Annotated in this window: 19 protein-coding genes; 9 read left to right on the forward strand and 10 right to left on the reverse strand. The window is 59.4% G+C overall.

Annotation, left to right across the window (positions count from 1 at the left end):
- The first annotated feature begins 116 nt into the window (after positions 1–116).
- The 3 genes from SINAC_RS08095 to SINAC_RS38665 are packed head-to-tail and all read left to right on the forward strand — an operon-like array spanning position 117 to position 1,502.
- Positions 117–665: a hypothetical protein gene (locus SINAC_RS08095; protein WP_015245198.1), complete on the forward strand. Its 549-nt coding sequence runs from the start codon at positions 117–119 to the stop codon at positions 663–665.
- A gap of 60 nt (positions 666–725) precedes the next feature.
- Complete coding sequence (locus SINAC_RS08100; protein ID WP_015245199.1) at positions 726–1,274, forward strand: STAS-like domain-containing protein; 549 nt, start codon at positions 726–728, stop codon at positions 1,272–1,274.
- A gap of 57 nt (positions 1,275–1,331) precedes the next feature.
- Positions 1,332–1,502, forward strand: a complete 171-nt coding sequence (locus SINAC_RS38665) for a YodC family protein (protein ID WP_015245200.1) — start codon at positions 1,332–1,334, stop codon at positions 1,500–1,502.
- A gap of 205 nt (positions 1,503–1,707) precedes the next feature.
- Here the strand turns inward: SINAC_RS38665 and SINAC_RS41510 are convergent, their stop codons facing one another.
- The 7 genes from SINAC_RS41510 to SINAC_RS39715 form a co-directional block, all read right to left on the reverse strand.
- Complete coding sequence (locus SINAC_RS41510; protein WP_015245201.1) at positions 1,708–1,842, reverse strand: hypothetical protein; 135 nt, start codon at positions 1,840–1,842, stop codon at positions 1,708–1,710.
- A complete protein-coding gene (locus tag SINAC_RS08105) occupies positions 1,829–2,245 on the reverse strand; it encodes a hypothetical protein (protein WP_015245202.1) in 417 nt (138 codons plus the stop codon). The genes SINAC_RS41510 and SINAC_RS08105 overlap by 14 nt, the downstream gene beginning before the upstream one ends.
- On the reverse strand, positions 2,242–4,071 hold the full coding sequence (locus SINAC_RS08110; RefSeq protein ID WP_020465689.1) for a hypothetical protein: 1,830 nt from the start codon (positions 4,069–4,071) through the stop codon (positions 2,242–2,244). The genes SINAC_RS08105 and SINAC_RS08110 overlap by 4 nt, the downstream gene beginning before the upstream one ends.
- A gap of 14 nt (positions 4,072–4,085) precedes the next feature.
- Positions 4,086–4,700: a hypothetical protein gene (locus tag SINAC_RS08115; protein WP_015245204.1), complete on the reverse strand. Its 615-nt coding sequence runs from the start codon at positions 4,698–4,700 to the stop codon at positions 4,086–4,088.
- The gene (locus SINAC_RS08120; protein ID WP_015245205.1) at positions 4,690–5,271 is read right to left on the reverse strand and encodes a hypothetical protein; all 582 of its coding nucleotides are present in this window, start codon (positions 5,269–5,271) and stop codon (positions 4,690–4,692) included. The genes SINAC_RS08115 and SINAC_RS08120 overlap by 11 nt, the downstream gene beginning before the upstream one ends.
- Positions 5,272–5,364: 93 nt before the next feature.
- A complete protein-coding gene (locus tag SINAC_RS08125) occupies positions 5,365–6,834 on the reverse strand; it encodes a hypothetical protein (RefSeq protein WP_015245206.1) in 1,470 nt (489 codons plus the stop codon).
- A gap of 63 nt (positions 6,835–6,897) precedes the next feature.
- Positions 6,898–7,353, reverse strand: coding sequence for a hypothetical protein (locus SINAC_RS39715; protein WP_154673618.1), 456 nt, complete (start codon positions 7,351–7,353; stop codon positions 6,898–6,900).
- Between the two features lie 183 nt (positions 7,354–7,536).
- Between SINAC_RS39715 and SINAC_RS39720 the strand changes: the two genes are divergently transcribed.
- Positions 7,537–7,878, forward strand: a complete 342-nt coding sequence (locus SINAC_RS39720; protein ID WP_154673617.1) for a hypothetical protein — start codon at positions 7,537–7,539, stop codon at positions 7,876–7,878.
- A gap of 362 nt (positions 7,879–8,240) precedes the next feature.
- On the opposite strand, the gene SINAC_RS41515 is transcribed toward SINAC_RS39720, so the two are convergent.
- Positions 8,241–8,549: a helix-turn-helix domain-containing protein gene (locus SINAC_RS41515; protein WP_015245208.1), complete on the reverse strand. Its 309-nt coding sequence runs from the start codon at positions 8,547–8,549 to the stop codon at positions 8,241–8,243.
- Positions 8,550–8,872: 323 nt separating this feature from the next.
- On the opposite strand from SINAC_RS41515, the gene SINAC_RS08135 reads away from it, so the two are divergent.
- Complete coding sequence (locus SINAC_RS08135; RefSeq protein WP_015245209.1) at positions 8,873–9,121, forward strand: hypothetical protein; 249 nt, start codon at positions 8,873–8,875, stop codon at positions 9,119–9,121.
- A 372-nt stretch (positions 9,122–9,493) separates the two neighbouring features.
- Here SINAC_RS08135 and SINAC_RS08140 read toward each other — a convergent pair whose 3' ends face one another.
- Complete coding sequence (locus tag SINAC_RS08140) at positions 9,494–10,885, reverse strand: IS701 family transposase (protein ID WP_015243925.1); 1,392 nt, start codon at positions 10,883–10,885, stop codon at positions 9,494–9,496.
- Between the two features lie 746 nt (positions 10,886–11,631).
- Here SINAC_RS08140 and SINAC_RS08145 point away from each other — a divergent pair.
- Positions 11,632–13,536, forward strand: coding sequence for a PAS domain-containing hybrid sensor histidine kinase/response regulator (locus tag SINAC_RS08145; protein ID WP_015245210.1), 1,905 nt, complete (start codon positions 11,632–11,634; stop codon positions 13,534–13,536).
- A 672-nt stretch (positions 13,537–14,208) separates the two neighbouring features.
- Here the strand turns inward: SINAC_RS08145 and SINAC_RS08150 are convergent.
- Positions 14,209–15,381 (reverse strand): hypothetical protein, encoded by a 1,173-nt coding sequence (locus SINAC_RS08150; RefSeq protein WP_237722442.1) that lies wholly within the window; start codon positions 15,379–15,381, stop codon positions 14,209–14,211.
- A gap of 899 nt (positions 15,382–16,280) precedes the next feature.
- Between SINAC_RS08150 and SINAC_RS08160 the strand changes: the two genes are divergently transcribed.
- From SINAC_RS08160 to SINAC_RS08170, 3 genes are all read left to right on the forward strand, one after another.
- On the forward strand, positions 16,281–16,595 hold the full coding sequence (locus SINAC_RS08160; protein ID WP_015245213.1) for a hypothetical protein: 315 nt from the start codon (positions 16,281–16,283) through the stop codon (positions 16,593–16,595).
- 194 nt (positions 16,596–16,789) lie between these two features.
- A complete protein-coding gene (locus tag SINAC_RS08165) occupies positions 16,790–17,200 on the forward strand; it encodes a hypothetical protein (protein ID WP_015245214.1) in 411 nt (136 codons plus the stop codon).
- A gap of 160 nt (positions 17,201–17,360) precedes the next feature.
- Positions 17,361–17,714, forward strand: coding sequence for a hypothetical protein (locus tag SINAC_RS08170; protein ID WP_015245215.1), 354 nt, complete (start codon positions 17,361–17,363; stop codon positions 17,712–17,714).
- Positions 17,715–18,153 lie beyond the last annotated feature (439 nt).

The raw sequence follows: 18,153 nt of genomic DNA on the forward strand, positions 1-18,153 counted from the left end.
CACTTGCATCAAGCGATCCTCCCGATCGCGAGCGATTCTGGTTCGATCGTTCCCAACCGAATTTGGAAACCGACGGCCAATCACCGCTCACGCCGGGCATTCTAACGGAGCATCGAATGGTTGAAATTGCCATCGTCCAGCTCCTGGACGGCGAGCAGGCCCTTTACGATTCGATCATCTGGAATATGGGTCTTCTGATGGACCAGGAGCATGAGACCCGAATCCGGAATTTTGAGCGGGTTGGAGAGTTGGCCGAGTCCCTGCTTACCCGAAGGGCAGTGCCACAACACCGGATCGACTATTTTTTCGAGCCAGAATTGAATATTGGTGGCTACGGCAAATCTCGAAAAGACGCATTTGAGCGTAATGGGGTGGAAGGTTTCGCGATCCTTCGTGACCCCGGATTCATGGAAATCCTGCGATACTTCATCCATGGACCCGAGCTTCCGCCCTTGATAACTGCAGGGTTCTGTCGGATCGCCGAAGAAGACGAGGGAACGACAGGTGAGGTCTTGGGCCAGATCACGGCGTACGCCAGAAGAGTAGCCAGGACGAATCGTACTTGGCAGTCCTCGCTCGCTGATAAACTCTTCATGTTGGCACTCGAGGTCCGCAAGCCCGAGTGGGCTGAATATGTTCGGAAGGCAGCGAAGAGCGCAAGGTAGAGCGGTGGATGGAATGACAGTCACAACTGCTCTTGGGACCTCATTTCAAGGACCATATTCTTGCCAATCCTCATCCTCAGAGATGGCCCCTTCGACGGCCATACGGTCAACTCCAACTCTGCCAACGACAGACTCCCTGACATGCTGGGGTTCACCCGGAGCGGATCCTGCGAGTCCAGTTCCGGAGATGCCGGAACAGGCAGTGCCGCAATGTTCTACCAATGGCACATGGTGGAGCCCAAAGAGATCACAGCCGAAGCGTACTTTCCGCCTTGGCCCTATCACGCTGACTACAAATCCACCAATCAAACCGACGATCACGGGCGGATCGTCTTCGAGTTTGCCCCACCCTTCGTGGTGACGCTCAAGTTGGCCTCGCTGACCGCCGGCAAGGTGCCCATGGCTCGCTCCGAGGCGAAGCAATTACTGGGGAGCGTGAGAACTCCCGTCAGGCTTACCCTGGACTTTTCCGACCTCGAGTCCGTGGGGCAGGGATTCGCCGACGAGGCGTTCCGAGTGTGGGAAAAGGAACATCTGGACTCAATTATCACCTACACGAACGCCAACCCCGAAGTCGAGTCAATGATTCGACGAACCAGGAAACCGTGATAGACTGAAGCGAAGGGTAGACTTCAATTTCATATCCATCGTAGCGGAGAAATGTTCATGGCCATCAAGGCTGGCGATATCGTCCAATTGAAGACCGGCGGTCCGAGGATGTCCGTTGGAGGCATTTTGGTTAACCAAGAGGCCATGTGCTACTGGTTCGATGACCATGACGTGTTCCAGCAACAGCAGATATTCTCGGCCGCATTGGTGCTGGCCAAGGACGAGTAGTCCCGGATTGGCCCCCCTGGGGCAGATCGCAAATTGGGCGTCCTGATACTCTTCGGCTGCCTTGATCCTGGAACAGAGCCACAGATCACCCACGCTCTTCAGGCTCGATCCGGGCCACAATCAGCCCGGCACCGGATCGAGCCACATCGGCAGTCGCAGAGGCCACAGCCTCGCCGAACGAATCGGCCTCTCGGGTGAAGTCCAGTTAGGGTACGCCACAACGGATCCCAACCAGAGCATCGTCGCATCCCGCCTCGAAAAGAGCGTCGGAGGCGGCCTCGAGGCCAAATTCGCCACCATCGGCCCGCGCGACGATCAGGGTGAATTCATGCCTGCTCATCGTCGGCAACCCTCGCTTCCTGAAGGCACTCGAAGCAGTCCTGGTGGCTCACCTTACCATCTCGGCCCTTCCCAGCCGCGCAGCGGTTAACGCCGCAGCCACACTCTGACGAGGCTTGCCAGTGCGGACATGCTTTGATCCTGGCGATCAGGACCGTGGATGCGGCGACGGTTGGACGGGTTGGACTGCTGACTCGTTCGAGCGTGACTGGCTGAACCCCACCCATCGACTGGGTTGCCAGAACGGCTTGTGCTGCCAGGATCTTCCCATGCCGAGCGATGGTCTCTCGGAACGCCTCTTGTCCCGGTTGGGCCACGCGCTGGCACGTGCCCGGATCGCGATAGCAGGGCAGGCCTTCGGCGACCGGGCACGCTTCGCAATGGTCTGTGGTGACGTGGATCATCCGGAATAGGTCCAGCGTGTATAGGCCCAGTCGCGGCCGGGCACGCCAATCGACACAGAATCCCCGATGCCGCCGACGACACGGAATGGAGAGCAGGTGACGTTTCCGGGCGAGGTAGAGGTTCCGGGTCCACCAGCGTAATTGGTTCTATCGCTCCAACTCCCGTCGTCGTTTTGATAGATCCAGTTAACATAAGGACCAAGGCAGGAAATCACATACCGGGCTGTCAGGTGTTGGTGTGGGCCGTTCGGAGTCGCCGGGCCAACGTCAAGATCGAACGGCTCGCTGTAGTACGCAGGGTTGTTCCCGTACTGTGGGAACGGCGGCCCGACCGTTAGGGTCGCGCTGGGATATTTGACTCTGAAGATGGGATTGCCCATGAAATCAACCTGGTCGAATCCATCATCGGTTGTCCAAGTGAGATAGGCTGTCTTGGGAAGGATCCGGCAGCCGTACCCGCAAGTGCCGGTACAAATATGGTCGTTGTCGACATCGATAGCGATCGTTGTTGTCTGTCCGCAGGCATGCGAGAGCGATCCTGAGTAGGCCGTGTATCCCAAGTCCTCCGGCGGGGTGACAGTCACGTCGTAGGTGCCGGACGGGACGTCGAGGGTGCATCGGGCCGCGACCGTGGCCGTACCCGTAGCCCCGGTTCCACCCCCTCCAGTGATCCCGACTATTGCAGACAGGTAGCCGGTTCCGGATTCCATCAACACGAGCGCCCGCACGTTGAGCCTGACTGTTGCCGCCGCGCCAGAGCCCGGACCAGCGGCGCTGAAGTCGGGAGTCGGGAGGGAGGTGTAGCCGGATCCTTGAGTGACGATGGCGAGTGGCGGTTGGACCACGCCACCCGAGACCGTGAACGTGAAGGTCGCACCACTACCAGGGCCGCCCCCGGTGAAAGTTCCGGTGAAGGTGCCGTTGTTGTAACCCGAACCGCCTGAGGTTCGGGCAAGGCTCCCGAGTTGCATATCGGCAATCGCTGTTGCGCCGGACCCGGACCCCGCGATGGTGACTGTGGGGACACTGGTGAAGTTGCTTCCGGTCGCTCCTCGGGTGACGCTGGCGATTTGCCCTATGGTCGTGCAGTGCGCGATCTCGATCCCGCCTTGGGAGACCGAGACCCGAGAACCGGGCAACAGAGCGCCGCTGCAACTGTCGCGCACGACGAAGGTCCAGTTGCACGTGCATCCGCACGCCAGAGTATCCGTGCGCGAGTACTTCTGGACCAATAGGCCGCCTTGGAGCTTCGAGAGGAAAACAGGCAGGATCAGGTTGCCGCTCGAAGAAGTGGCGAGCGGCCCGTAATGTTCGAATGTTCCGGGGTCTTTCTGCGTGATGATCGGGGTGGGCGTGGCCGTTAAATTGTCTTTGCATGAGGAATTTGCCAGATCGTGGTGGCAGAATTCTTCCGGTTGAGCGTTGTAAGGGGCCGACAGTCGCCGCGTTGAGACCTGATCGATCTGGTAGCTGAAGACGATGAGATCCGTCAGACCGTCCACGACTGGCGCGATGATCTCCGGGAAGGCCTCGTCGAATGACACCGAGAGCCAGTTGTAATGGTCGGCGGCAAGCTGAACCGCGAGGGCGTCCAAGGCGGCCTGGTTTGTCGGAGGCGTCCCGCCCACGTCGAACAGGGCGATGACCGTGTCATGCAGTACCTTCGTCCCATCGAAGCCTTGTACGCCGTTTCCGGCCCCGGTCCAGCCTGATTCTTCCAGAGTGACGACCTTTTTGTAGATGGCGGGAACCATATCGCTGGGCTGGCCGTTGCACCGCCTGGTACGGTAGACGACCATGACCTTGCTGGGCAGAATCGACGACAAGCCTCTTAATATTTTTATTGTACGATATCAGTGGATACATAAGTAATATCAAGGCGACCGTCCAACAAGCAGAGTTTGTAGCGTGTCAGGTTCGGTTTGCCGCTGAGACAGACCGCCGGCGGCCCATAGAACTCGCCGCAGGGTGTCTTGGTCACGGTCACGCCGGTCGAGTCGGCGCATCCGCTATTCGCCGGGTCTTGGTGGGCTAGTTCTTCTGGTTGCGCGTTGAATGGGGCCGACAGTCGCCGAGTCCAGACCTGATCGATCTGGTAGCTGATGACGATGAGATCCGTGAGGCCGTCGACTTCAGGAGCGATAATCTCCGGATAGACCTCGTCGAATGAGATCTGCTTCCAGGAGTAGTAATCCTTGGCGATCTGGGTAGCGAGATTATCGAGGGCAGTTTGATTGGTCGGGACCGTACCGCCCACGTTAAACAAGGCCAAGGCGGCATCGTGGAAAAGCTTTTCGCCGTTGAACCCGGCTCCGACATCGGGCAGAACGTCTGCCAAGTTGACCGTCTTGACGTACCACGGCGGGACCGAGTCAGAAACCGCGCCGTTGCAACGGCGCGTCTGGAACCGTACGGTTACGCGTGCTGGCATTACCGACCCAAGATCACGCGCCATGGCATTCCACCTTGGACATTCCCACATAGTGAACCACGTGGCGGCCGCTCACGAACTCCAGTGCGAATTGCGTTGCCTGGAGGATTCTTCCATCCGCCCCACGGATCTCCGGCGGCCCGATGAACGTGCAGAGCGGTGCCGGATTCTCCGCGTCGAGATAGGGAGCCTCGGTGAGGTCTAGGGCTCGGCTCGGATCCGCGTATCGGTAAAAGAAGCCGTCCCCGGGGTTGTCGTTGGGTTGACCCTCGCCGGCCGTCTCCTGTCGTGAGAACTTGACCCAATCGATGTAGTTGCGCGCCGTCTCCAACGCTATAGCGTCCAGTTCCTCCCGGTTGAGCGGATCGCTCGCCGCGTGGCCCGGAGTTCCATCGAAGATGGCTTCCTCGGGACGCTGGAAGTGCCGTGCCGGCGCGAATCCCGCTCCGACGTGACCGGCTTCAGCCAGGCAGACACGCCGATCGCAGAATTCGGTGGCCGGCGTGGCAGTCTGGTCGGCTGATTCTGATGCAGAACGGATGGGGAACGAGACAACGATGTATCGCGGCAAGAATTCGGAGATGTGCTGGGTCATGATGTGGTCTCAAATAAAATGGTTTGCGAAATCGCAATCATTCGTCACAGGACTGGTCTACTCTCCTCTGGGCCTCGCAGCGAGCGCCGTCGCTTAATTTCTCCATCCTCCGCGCGGTTGTCTCAAGCCAGGGAATGGTCCCCGCTGCATACCAGGACCGCGACCGAAGAAGACTTCAGGCCCACTCAAGGGAGGAAGGGTGCCCTTGCGGATTTCGCCAACAAATCCGCCCCATCCGCCCCATCCGTGTGGATCTTTTTCGTCGGGCTTGATGGGGGCTGCTCCTGCGGCGGCGCGAAGTTTGTTGATAATCCAGCCACCGACGTCGCCAAAGCCACCTGCGATGTTCGCCGCAACTCTCGCAAAGTTGTTCTTGATTTGATTTGCCTGGATATTGATAATCTGCATGCTGTCTCGCATTGCATTTACGGCGTCAGCCAGCGCGGCCGCACTGGCGTCCGTGTGGCTCGCCATATTGAAGTTGCGTCGAAAATCACCCATCTGGAGTTGAGCGAAGGCACCGGCGATCTTGCCGCTGTAGTTGCCGAGGGAGCGATTGCCTTCGTTGACGCTCTCGGCGAAGTATCTCGTAGCCGTAGCGGCGATTGATAACCCTGCTGTGACAACATTGAGTTTGGAAGCGAATGCCCCGATGGCCGCTCCAGAGCCACCGGCCGCCGACCGTGCCGCAATAGCCGTCCCGACTTTGGCTGCCACCTGCTTAGCCCCAGCGCGAGCCGCCGCCGCATTCTGACCGAATCCACGTGCGACCTGCCTGGCACGCTGGTAGCGTTGGCCGGCTGCCCCGACTCCCGCCGCCGCGTTCCGTGCTGCTTGCCCCGCCGTGCGGGCCGCCGCACGTGCCGCCTGATAGTTGTTACCGGCACTGGCGACCTTGGACGCCGCCGCTGCGACCTTGGCTGCGGCCGATCGGTTTTTCTGACGAGCCAATTGGAGTTGTTTCCGGGCAATCCTCTGCTGTTTCAACGGAGTTTGAGCTCGCCTATGCCTTGCCACATTTGCCGCCGCCCTGACCTCTTGGCGTTTGGCGCGATGTTCGGCCGACTGGGCGTCCTGGAATGCCTGACGCGCGGCCCCAAGGTTGCGGAACGAGACACCGGCCTGCCTGCCTGCCTTGCGAGCGGATTCGGTCGCCTTCGTGACGGCCTCTCGAGCCTTGCCGATGTCCCTGAAGGCGGCCCCGGATTTGGCCCCGGCCTCACGAGCCTGAGCGACAGCCCGTTGAACCTTCTTCTTGGAGTCTGAGATTTCGACCCGCTCGGCCGGCGTCATCTTTGCCGCTTTTTTGGCCCCGGTCTGGATGCCTTGGAGGGCCTTGGCCGCCAGGGATAATTCGCGATTGAACTTGCTGAAAGCCGGAAACAGCGTCTTGATCGTTTGGATGCTGGTGGAACCAAAGAGCGATACCGCCGCGCCGGCCGCCGATCCCCCGGCAGAGGGAGTGCCGCCGGTCTGAGATGTAACGGCCGGCTGGGTTATGGATTGGGCGAATTTCCTGAGAGTGTCGCGGAGATCCTGTAAAACATCCCTTAAATCAGACATGGCTATACTTCTGTATTCGGGTGTGAATTCAGCAACCCAAAAGAGAGGGTGACGAGTCCGCGATCACTTCCGGATCTTCCCGACCTTCCGAGCAGCGATATACCCCTCAACGGCTCGGGTGGCGTCCTCGAGTGACTGGACCTCGATCTTGTTTGTCTTGATGTACCGATCGATCTCGCGGGTATCCAGAGGCTCTCCCAGTTCGGCGAGCGGGTCCGAGAAGGGCCGTCCAGCTGGGGTAGGCCGCGTGGCGTATTGCTCTTTCGCGTCGTCGATCGCGTCCTGGAACGCCGTATCGCTGCCAATCCGCGAATACCGTTCGATCTGATCGTCGGGTACTGAGTACCGCTCGGCCAGTTCTTCGAGCACGGGCTTCCGAGCCTGCTGTGCGGCCCTGTCGCGACTTTCCTTGAGCATCGTGTCAACACGATCTAACCGACTATTCAAGGAAGCGATGCGGGCTTGTTCCGCTCGCGTGGCGGCCTGCGTGGCCTTCTGTTCGGCCGCGATGTTGGCCAATCGGCTCGACAGCCCGGCGTAACGAGTGGTAGGCGTTACGGTTGTCTTAGGGGAAGTTCCTGTGCGAGACGCGCGAGACCGAATGTAATTTTCTACGTTACGAAGTGCCATGTTGCCCCCTCTCTTTTGGGTTGCCAGGTCTTGAAGCCCAACGGCGATTGAGTTTCGCGGGTTGCAGCAGTGTTGATCGTGACAATCGCATTCAACGCGCTCAATTTCATCGGTCTTGGAATACGTGACGAGGCCGAGGTCCCGCTCAGGAGCACGCTTGAGCAAGGCCAGAGAATCGATAAACCCGTGCGGGGTTGTTTTCCGGAAGATTTCGACGGAACGACGTGGGAACTCGGACACGAGATCCTGAAACTCGCGTTTGATATAAAGGTCCGCGAGAATGACCGGCTTCCCATCGCCGTACACTCCCATGCGATAGTTCCGCATGAAACCGGCGAGGGGAGGTTGCTCGATCTCAGGAAGTTTCGGGTCGCTGTGGCCGATGAAGACCATCCCGAGCTCCCCACGACTTGACCGGCCGTCACTGTTGAGAGCGATCACCTTGAGTTGATCAGGAGTGATGTGCTCGGTTATCAGTTGGCCATCCTGACCCCGCCTGGTCCGGATGTGCTCATCAAGGATGGGAACCCTCTCCAGGCACACGAACTGAGATGGGTCATCGATCGGCGGCGGCGTGGATCGCGCGACAGGGAGCGCTGACTGAGGCGACATCAGATCTAGTCACCGGGTTTGATTCCAAAAAACAACAAAAATCATTTTATTTAAATTAATCATCTAAACATCAACTATCGTTCTCTGTTCCGTACGATCTTACCCGACTGAACAAAAGAATACAACATTTCCCTCGACGGAAATCTTCAAATTTGACCGAGAGTCTACTTCCTGGCTTTACTCAAAGACCTGAGTTGGATTTCCCAGCGCCGGTTCTTGCCTTCGATCATGTCCAAAATCCTACGCACGGTCCCAGAGGGACGACGTCGGTCTTGCTCCCAGGCAGAGACGGATGCCGGGTCTGCACCCAGGAGCGAAGCGAACGCCCGCTGAGATAGGCTGAGGCGATCTCGGATCCTACGAACGTCGGCCGCCGTGTAGCAGTTCGGAGGGGAGATTTCAGTCCTCGCGAACTTGCGTCTTCCCTCTGAAGGAGCACTCTCAGCGATCACGCCGGTTGGATTTTGGCTCATTACACGTCCCTATTCGTCTTGATCTTGCGAACACTCTCTCTCGTTGCACGAGCGTGCCTCCATTCCAAGCGAATCGTCGCTCAGAAATCAATAGTGAAATCAAATACGCTTAACTTTAAGAATTTGCAGACGTGGATTTTGCGAAGAGACGATCGGGTGAGAGTCAGGGCAAGAGGATGGAGGATTGGCCGACCAGGGGTGTCCGCTCGATCCGCCGAAGTGGGGACGGGTTGCGTACGATTGCCCCAGCCTGATGGATCAGGTATGTTCTTTCTTACCCTTTCGAACGCCGACACCTGAATAACGTGGAGGTCGGTCGAGCGATGATCGCTGCTCCGTGGTATCTCTTTGCGGTCGGTATCGTACTCGTAATCATCGGGGTGATCTCGGGCGTCCTGCTCGGCTCCGGTCGGTCATCCAGGAACCTGGTTGATAGCCGAATGAGCGACGCGGAGATCGCGAGGCGGCTGAAGCGTCAGTCGTCCGTGGGCTTCTCGGGCCTCATCGTCTATCTCGGTCTCTTCTGCATGCTCGTCAGCGCCGGTTGGCGGCTGCTACGCAAGTTTCTCTGACTGCCCGGCCCCCGACTTCAACTCCAGCCGCCAAAGTTGAGCCGGTCTGTTGCGATTTTAAGATCGAACCGGCCAGCCAGGCGATGTCGATTACCTTGCGGACGAACCGCACTTGCTTGAGAGTAACGTCGATTCTTTGGGCGAAATTAGAATAAAATCTCGTGGCGAACCCTTGCATGCAAGGAGGCGGGGCACGTGCAACTTCCAACGACGATCGCGCGATGATCTCCCGGAAAGCTCAGAGTTGCACCACGTAGCTCATCACCAATGGGTAGAACGGCTTCGACTTGTCGAACGGTGGGATGTCTAATACTACAGCGCTAAGTCGTATCCCATTTGCATTGGGGCAACCCTGTAAGTTTGATGCCCATCTCATGCAACTTTCGCCTTGTCCGCTTGGTGTGGCACCGTTGCGCCACGGCGTTTCGACGCTGCGCCCGCTCGATCTCTTCGGAGGTCCGCTCCAGAAGCTTTCGCGGAGGACTCAGCCCCAACCACCAGAACGGGATCAGCGCCGCCATCGCACTGTGGACTTGGCACTCCGTCAGACCCGGATTTTTCCCCCCCGAACTTCTGTCGCATCCGCGATAGGAACAAGTAGCTCAGGCAACTCAGGATCAGGTGGCGTTTGAGCCCCTGGTAGCGGCGGCCCTCATACTGATCCAGTCCAATCTCGGACTTCTGGTCTTCGAAGCAGCGCTCGACGCGCCATCGCGAAAACCCGACCAGCAACAGCACCTGCACCGACGTCTCCTCGGGGGCGGCGCCGACGAAGAACTTCAACTCCGCCGGGTTCAAGACGTCACGGGCGGCAACCAGGTGCAGCGGCTCGCCCGGTAACCCGTCGGCGCCCACGGGGGAAAACCGCAGGTGCTTGACTTCCCAGACCATCGGCCCCTTGTGCCCATCCTTGACTCGCCACTGGACCCAGGGCTGGTTGCGAAACCCGTCTTGATCGAGCATGGCATCAACCCGCCGAGCCGGTGTGCTGCCGCTCGCCAGGCGAGGCGTCTTGCGGCCGCGGCCCCGCCCGTGCTTACGGTACTTCCTGGTCACGACACGCGGTGCCTTGATCCAGCCCATGAAGTTCCGCGGCACCTCGCCGACGAACTTCTGGCGACGGGCCGAAAGTCCCCGCAGGAACTCGGGCTTGCCGCCGTAGCCCTCGTCGAAAGTCATCCAATCGAAGTGCAGGCCGTTGCCGGTGGCGCGGTCGTAGAGTTCCAGGGCGATCGTCCACTTGGGCCGATACACCATGTCGTCGGGGATGCCGGCCTCGCGGCAGCGGGCGCGGTCGAGGGACCAGGATTCCGGCAGAAACAATTCGCCGTCGAGCAGACAGTGAAAGCCCTCACGAGCGTAGGCGAGGTGGACCGTGACGATGCAGTTCTCCTTCTTGCCGACGGAACCGCACCACTGCCGCTGCACGCCGGGGGTCTTGTCCCCCTTCTTGACGTCGCTCGTCTCATCGAAGACGCCGATCGCGTGGGGACCGGCGTGCTCGTCGCGGACGATGTGCTGGAGCCGGTCGCGCGTCCGGTCCTGGTCCCAACAGTGCTGGCTGAGGAACTCCTGCAGGGTCCTGACCGGCACGCCGGCATTAATGGCAATCGGTTCCACGCTCTTCTCGGGGATATCCGAGAGCTGGCCGGAGACGTAGACCGGCAGATGGGCCCGCGTGTCTTTGCGCGGGAAGCAGTCATCGAACCGCTTGAGGAACTTCTTCAGCGCGGGCTTGAGCTTGCGAATCTGTGGGATATCCATGCTCGTACCTCCATAAACCATGAAGGCAAGCATACTTTCGCAATGGCCGGCGGATCAAGACGCTACAACTTGGCGCTGTAGTACTAAGCGTCTCTCCTCACAGCCGGCCGAGAACACGTCATTGGCCACCTGGCCCGCCATTGAGGCATCGTTCGTCAGTGCTCTGTGCCGTGTTCAACGTAGTTGGCCTAAGTTGGCAGATTAAGACTGCTCGATCAAGGTTTCGGGTTCGCCGGTCAGGATGAGGATGGTAGCCGATGCTATCACTCTTTCTTGGGTCGCCAAACTCATGCGCCGCATGGCTGGGCATTCCGCAAGATCCAATCTGGTCTACTGCATGTGCTGACATGGCCAACATGATTGTTTACGCTCGGGTCTAGCCCAATAAGACGCGAATTGGTTCCCCGTCTGGGCATGGATGTCCGGACGAGGGGGCCGATTCGCGTTCGGGGCGGATCGGACGGTAAGTGAGATTGGCGGCCAGATGGCTGGATCAGGATAGTCCTAAACGGAAGGACTGGGATGGGTAGCTTCACGGACGAGGACTCGGCCAAACCCCTCTTTTCTGGGTTGCTCGGGTGAACTCTCGCCTGACGTGGGGTAAGCACGCGGGCGTAAACGGGAGAGCACCGCTTCCCTTCCCAAGTGAGATCTTCGCTCATTCCGCTCGAGACGGGATGGTGGTATTCTCGAGAGCATGGCTTCCGATCGAATGCCAAGGCTGCCAGCCGGTGAGGAACTTGACCATGACTTCCATCGAGCCCGACGGATTGCCGGCCTCTGTAACGGGCGACCAATTGCTCGATCTGCTCCCTGCGGCGGTCTATACAACCGACCGCGATGGCCGCCTCACCCTCTTCAACCAGGCCGCAGTTGAGCTTTGGGGCCGCCGCCCCGAGATCGGGAAGGACCTGTGGTGCGGCTCATTCCGGATCTTCCGAACCGATGGGACGCCGCTGCCACACGACCAGTGCCCAATGGCGGTTACGCTCAGAGAGGGCCGTAGCGTCCGTGGTGAAGAGATCGTGGTGCAGCGGCCGGATGGCCTCCGCTTTCATATTTTGCCCTACCCCGAACTCCTACGCGATCAATCGGGGGCGATCGTCGGGGCAATAAACATGCTGGTCGATGTCACCGATCGGAAGCGGGCCGACATGGACCGGATCCACCTGGCGGCCATCGTCGAGTCTTCCGACGACGCCATCGTTTCAAAGACCCTTGAGGGGGTTATCACAAGCTGGAATAAGGCTGCGGAGCGGATCTTCGGATACACAGCCCAGGAGATTATCGGCAAGCCCATCGCACTCCTCATCCCGCCCGGGCAGGCCAATGATCTCGCCCACATCCTCGGACAAGTTCGCCGCGGGGAGCGAGTGGACCACTACCAGACGAAGCGGCGGGCGAAGGACGGCCGCATCATCGACGTCTCGCTGACCGTCTCGCCCGTGCTCGACACCACCGGGAACATCGTCGGGGCCTCTAAAGTCGCCCGGGATATCACCGCCCAGAAACACATAGAAACGGCACTCGCGACGAGTGAAGAGCAACTTCGTGAGGCGAACCGTCGCAAGGATGAGTTCCTTGCCATGCTCGCCCATGAGCTGAGGAACCCGCTCTCGGCAATCAGCAGTGCGGTTCAGGTGGCACGCAAGTCGGTCCTCGACGAACCGCTTGCATGGTCCACGGAGGTCATCGAGCGACAGTCTAAGCACCTGACCCGACTCATCGACGACCTGCTCGATGTCTCTCGCATCACTCAAGGCAAGATCCAGCTTCGCAACGAAGTGGTCCATATCGGTCCGATCCTGAACAGCGCCGTCGAGGTGGTCCGACCGCTCATGGAGGAGCGAAAGCACGAACTGAACGTCTCATTTCGCCCTGGCCCCCTCCGTGTCCATGCCGACCCGGTCCGCTTGGAGCAGATCGGAGTCAACCTCCTCACCAACGCTGCGAAGTACACCACGACGGGGGGACGGATCTGGCTCACCGCCGAGCAGATGGGGGACGACATCGTCATTCGGGTCCGTGACTCGGGCGTGGGCATCCCTCCTGAGAAGCTAACTCAGATATTTGATCTGTTCGTCCAGGACGACCGCTCTCTGGCCCGCTCCGAAGGCGGACTGGGCATCGGCCTAACGCTCGTAAAGAGCCTGGTCGAGATGCAGCAGGGGACCATCTCAGCGTCGAGCGACGGGCGGGGCAAGGGAAGCGAATTTACGGTGCGGCTCCCTGCCGTCACGAGCGCCACCGGAGAGACGGCCAAGGCCAAACCCGCAATCGGCACCGGGGGCCCGGCTTCACGCATTCTCATCGTGGATGACAACGCCGACACGGCCAAGGGTCTCGCTCGTCTGCTCAGGCTCTTGGGCCACGATATCCGGACGGCCAACGACGGCCCCGAGGCCATTGCGGTCGTGCAGAGCTATCGGCCCGACATCGTGCTCCTGGACATCGGACTACCCGGCATGGACGGCTACGAGGTCGCAAGACGGCTCCGCAACGATGAAACGGGAAGTGATTGCGTCATCGTTGCAATCTCAGGCTACGGACAGGAGGATGATCGGCGGCGCGGCCGAGAAGCCGGATTCGACTTCCACCTCGTCAAGCCCGTCGACCCCGATGCCTTGCTCACGCTGCTCGCCAGGAACTAACGTCTGGTTGACTCTGAGAGCCAAGCACGCATAATAAGGCGACTCCCAATGGGCGCACAACGCGACCATGGCGACGGGCGAGTGGCTCTCTGACGGCCTCGCCCGTTGCCTCTCACATCATCTCAGGCCACCATTTCCACTGGGGCGAAGTCGACCGCCCTCTCTTCGATTGCTCGCGGGATCCCGACGAAGACGCCGCGATGAAGTATGCGATTGACAATCAGAAGCTCCGCAGGAATTTGACGGACGCGGAACTTGTACGTTGTGTGGAGGCTGTGGATAAACGGAATCGAAAAGGGGCCGAGCCAGGATGCAAAGGGAATCAGTCGACCGCTAATGAAGCGTCATGTGACGCTTCATTGGGAACACCCACTGTTGGCCACATGAAGTCCGCCGCAGTCACCGCCAAGATCGTTGGTATCTCCGCTTCTAAAGTTGAACGTACCCGCTCCATCCTCGACTTTGCCGAAACAGATCCCGTCCAATCCAACCGCCCAGCCAACTCCCACGTCACGTCAGATCAAATTCCAGTGGATGCCGCCAACACTCCCCTTCTGGCCGTCCGGGCGTGGGGGGGAAGCCCCACATTAGCACCAATGAAGTCAATTCAATCGCTCATTACAATATCTTCAATAAATAACAAGCGAGGGAAGGATTCGCTCCCTGAGGCGATCACTCCTCTACGGGCGTATGGATCATGTCGATGTGCCGCTCAAGCCTGATGCAGAGCCGTTGCGTTTCCTGTTCAAGAAAACGGCGGTTCTCTCCGACGACTCCCTTTTGTTCGGCGGCGACGATCACGAGCGGGCCCGAGTGGTAGGCGTCCTTCGGGAAATTCACGACCGTCTTCCGAATCACGAAAGGAAGGTTGTCCCTGGGGGAAATAAAGACGTCCTCTGGCTTCTCCAGCATCGACACATTGCTGTTGTTCATCAGGCCGGAGATCGTCCCGTCGCCCTGGCCGGCGCGATTCCCCTTGAACATCTCCAGGTATCGCTCCCGGCTGTTGAATCGCCAGTCGATCTCGATCAATTTTCGCCGAGGAAGTCGCGAAATCCATTCCTTGAGCGTGTCGGCCGGCGGGACGATCGCCCTGGGCGACAAGAATCCGGTTTCGTCATCGTTGTACGCACAGATCAGATTGTAGATCATCTCAAGACGCTCTTGTGCGGTCGGATCGGCGAAGGTTGGATCCTCGTTCATCGCCGCGAGGATGCCGCCTGCGATCTGCTGGGCCGCGTTCGGCTTGGGGGCCGAGACCGAGGGAGACTCAGGCGGGTTCCTGGCCGCATCCCCGTCGAAATACCGGCTGCACACCTCGTCATAATCGCCGGGATCGAGCCTGTCGCAAGTCCCGATGATTACCTTTCCGAGGAAGTAGTAGATCCTATCGAATCTCAGCTGCCCAAGCAGAGGAACATCCATCCTGAATACTATCCGGACGACATGGGTGCATTCAAAGAGTTTCGCCGAGTCGCCTTCTCCTGCCTGTGCGACCCCATCGGGTAACTTCACTGTCGGATACCACTTCTCGAAGATCACCGATTCCGGCTTGTTCGCCGAGTCCAGGATCCGTTTCTTGACGATCTCTTGCTCTACCGAGAGGTCGGGGCCAAGCAATGCAGGCAGAATCTTCCCGGCAAGCGTCCGAGGCATCGTAGGCTCTCGGCCTGCCCACGTTTCCCGCAGTACCCAAGCGATTCCTGACGCGACTATCAGGCAAATCGTAAGCAACGCGATTCCCGATCTCTTCGCCAAATACTTTCTACGTTTCCTCTTTGGAATAAAAACGTTCTCAGGCGGGCCAGTTTCGATACCCAGGGCAACTTCGATGGGGCTGGACACTGTGGTTTGTGCCGGGATTGGCACGGCAAACAAAGTATGGCACCGTCCGCACCGACCGCGTTGACCTGATCTGGAATCAGGAAAGGAATACTCTTTTCCGCAGGTGCATTTAAAGCGGATCGGCATGATTGATCGTCGCACGCGTCTTGAGGATCACGTGCCCCTCAATGCGTCTTTTGCTATCGATACAAATCAATAACCCAAATGAAAGAATATCGCCTAACAAAGTGGCGGACAAGAGAAGGGAAACCTCTCTCGAGTGTCTGCCCTCATGGCTGACGGCTTGCGCAGGCGGCGGGTGGCGGGTAGCGTGATGGCAAGCGGCGGGATGGTGAGCAGAAACAACATCGCCCCGCTCGGTCCCAGATGAGGACTGGCGGGGCTTTTGCATTTCCAGGGGACCTGGCGACTTCTTAACGCTTCGGCGGTTCGGGTTCGTACCCTTCTTGCTTCGCGAAGACGATCAGAGCCAATTCTATTACCGAGGAAGCCGGAATCCGGCAATGCTCGACAAGGCCGTCGAACCATTCCTCGAATGGCTCCGATCCTTTGAATGCCGCGATGGTTTTTCGTCGGGGAGTTGGACCCTTCGGGCGACCGGCCCCAGGCTTCCGTTTCCCTTTAGCTGGCTCTGTCATCGTCAGCATTAGCCTCTCCCGCCGTCTTGGTCCCGAGAGATCAAAGTCTAACCCGAACCCACCCAATTATACCACCGATAGCAATGTACACTACCCTAAAAATTTTGGACTAACCCGATAATACCTTGTTGACTCAATGGTCTATTTGGGTTAGACTTTAATTGTGCGATCGGGGTTGGCCCGGTTCGCAAAGCAAAACGGCCCCGCAGGTGTGCAACCACCCACGGGGCCAAATGGCAAGCCTGGATAAGAGGCCGACCAATGACTAATCTTCCCATCCAGTCCGCCCAAGTCAACCCCACGATCACGGCCGAAAGCCACCCGCATATCAATCCGACGCCGTTCACGGCCCCTTCGCGAGGTCCCGAGCCAGTCGGACGGGCACGAAGCCCCAAAGGCCGGTACACCAGACCGGAAGCCCCGTACGCGGTTCGCGAGGTCTTCATCCCCGGCGCATGGGCGATGGGCTGGCAGGTCTCCGAAGGAGGCCGGATTTATGCGAGCCGCGAAGCTGCGATGAAGTTCGCGGCCTACCGAGCCTCGAAGCTTTCCCAGGCATCGGTCAACCCGAACTGATCGTCTCGCCCCAAGCCCAACGAACTCAGGCGCCGTTGGGCTTGGGGGATTGAGGCTCGCCCTTCAGGCATTGGCCATCAGGTGGCGGACCTCGTCCATGTCTCGGTCAACCTACTCGCCATCGACCGGCCCTTTGGCCGTAGCGATCGTACGTCCCCAATTTTCATCATCCATACCGGAACCGGAGCCTCCCCATGCTTCGCGATCATCGCCGCAAGCGAATCGTCAAACGGAACGTCCACGTTACGATCCAAAACTTCTACGGGCCGAAGGTCACGCCGACCAGCCGCGAGGCCGCCAAGGTTCCGTCCACTCGAAATCAGCCCTATCCGGCTCCCGAGGCCGGGCAAGAGTCCGTTCCCCAGGCCGATAGCCGGAACGACGGTCATCGCGGCCAGTACGACCCCGGGCTCGAGACCTATGACGGTAAGTCCAGGATTGCCTTGATCCTCGCGGTCGAGAAGGCCACCGACTACGACCGCACCGACCCCCACTGTCCCTCATGCGGGCAGGCCAAAGGGGAGATGGTCGTGTTCATGGTGGCGGGCGGGAACGTCTGTCGCGCCTGCCCGGCGTGTTTCGTTGGGTTCAGCAAACGAGCGTGACACGATCGCCAGATCGGCCCTTTCCGGCCGACGTCCAGGCAACCCAAAAGGAAGGGCGTGGGGGCAAGTTCAGTCCCCACCCATCTCCAACCCTCTTCGCTTCCGAGCTATTCAATCCACCTCCCACGTTCAATATCCCCCGACCATCCAGGAGTCTCCCATGACCGTCGCCATCAAGGTTCCCTCCCGTAAGCACGCCAACCCCGCCAAAGCGATGATCTTCGACGACATCCGCCTTTTCCAGGGAGCAGCGGATTCCCTCGCCGCTCTCGAGCTCGACCTGCCGGCCACGGAGGACACTGGCGAGTGGCGCGACGACCAGGAACGCACGACTCGCTATGTCGGCCAGTCCGGCGTGGTCGGCATCCTGGACGTCGAGGCCGCCGACGCGTTCGACGGAGACCCCCGTTGTTGGACTTGCGGGGATAAATCCGCCCACGCGGTCGTTATCGAGCTTCGGAACGGCGATGTTTGCCGTCTCTGCCCCGACTGCTTCATCGGCATCGACTGGTGAACGACCGTGAGACGTGAAATTCAATCGCCGGGTGGAGAAACAGCACGTCGCCCGGCCACTTCTCTTCCCGATTCAATCAACCCCCATCGCCGAGGAAACGAATGGCAACCGCAACGTCCAACTCCAGGCCCGACCAGGCCGCCGCAACCGAGTTAGCGGCCGATAAAACGGACTCGAATACGCCAGACCTGCAAAAATCCCCGCAGGGGCGCCCACAGCATACGGTCCGGATGACTTTAACCATCAACACTACAACGTATGAAGTTGAGCCGGTTCCGTGTGACCCAGGGACCGCCCTCCAGTGTTTCGCTCTCCGGAAATCGAACCAGGTGGTCTACCACGTCAGTCGGCACGATCACGGCGCGGAATGCACATGTGCCGATTTCGAGTTCAACCGGAACCACCGAGATCCGCTTGGATGCAAGCATATCCGGGCCAT

The organism is Singulisphaera acidiphila DSM 18658 (genome assembly GCF_000242455.2).
In the GTDB taxonomy this organism is placed as follows: Bacteria; Planctomycetota; Planctomycetia; order Isosphaerales; family Isosphaeraceae; genus Singulisphaera; species Singulisphaera acidiphila.

Bases quoted from the DNA above. Each gene is read 5' to 3' on its own strand.
- SINAC_RS41510 (WP_015245201.1), bottom strand. From the start codon at position 1,842: ATGAGCAGGCATGAATTCACCCTGATCGTCGCGCGGGCCGATGGTGGC.
- SINAC_RS08145 (WP_015245210.1), top strand. From the start codon at position 11,632: ATGACTTCCATCGAGCCCGACGGATTGCCGGCCTCTGTAACGGGCGAC.
- SINAC_RS08095 (WP_015245198.1), top strand. From the start codon at position 117: ATGGTTGAAATTGCCATCGTCCAGCTCCTGGACGGCGAGCAGGCCCTT.
- SINAC_RS08140 (WP_015243925.1), bottom strand. From the start codon at position 10,885: ATGGATATCCCACAGATTCGCAAGCTCAAGCCCGCGCTGAAGAAGTTC.
- SINAC_RS08135 (WP_015245209.1), top strand. From the start codon at position 8,873: ATGATCGCTGCTCCGTGGTATCTCTTTGCGGTCGGTATCGTACTCGTA.
- SINAC_RS08170 (WP_015245215.1), top strand. From the start codon at position 17,361: ATGACCGTCGCCATCAAGGTTCCCTCCCGTAAGCACGCCAACCCCGCC.
- SINAC_RS08125 (WP_015245206.1), bottom strand. From the start codon at position 6,834: ATGTCTGATTTAAGGGATGTTTTACAGGATCTCCGCGACACTCTCAGG.
- SINAC_RS08120 (WP_015245205.1), bottom strand. From the start codon at position 5,271: ATGACCCAGCACATCTCCGAATTCTTGCCGCGATACATCGTTGTCTCG.
- SINAC_RS08165 (WP_015245214.1), top strand. From the start codon at position 16,790: ATGCTTCGCGATCATCGCCGCAAGCGAATCGTCAAACGGAACGTCCAC.
- SINAC_RS08115 (WP_015245204.1), bottom strand. From the start codon at position 4,700: ATGGCGCGTGATCTTGGGTCGGTAATGCCAGCACGCGTAACCGTACGG.
- SINAC_RS38665 (WP_015245200.1), top strand. From the start codon at position 1,332: ATGGCCATCAAGGCTGGCGATATCGTCCAATTGAAGACCGGCGGTCCG.
- SINAC_RS08105 (WP_015245202.1), bottom strand. From the start codon at position 2,245: ATGATCCACGTCACCACAGACCATTGCGAAGCGTGCCCGGTCGCCGAA.
- SINAC_RS08160 (WP_015245213.1), top strand. From the start codon at position 16,281: ATGACTAATCTTCCCATCCAGTCCGCCCAAGTCAACCCCACGATCACG.
- SINAC_RS41515 (WP_015245208.1), bottom strand. From the start codon at position 8,549: ATGAGCCAAAATCCAACCGGCGTGATCGCTGAGAGTGCTCCTTCAGAG.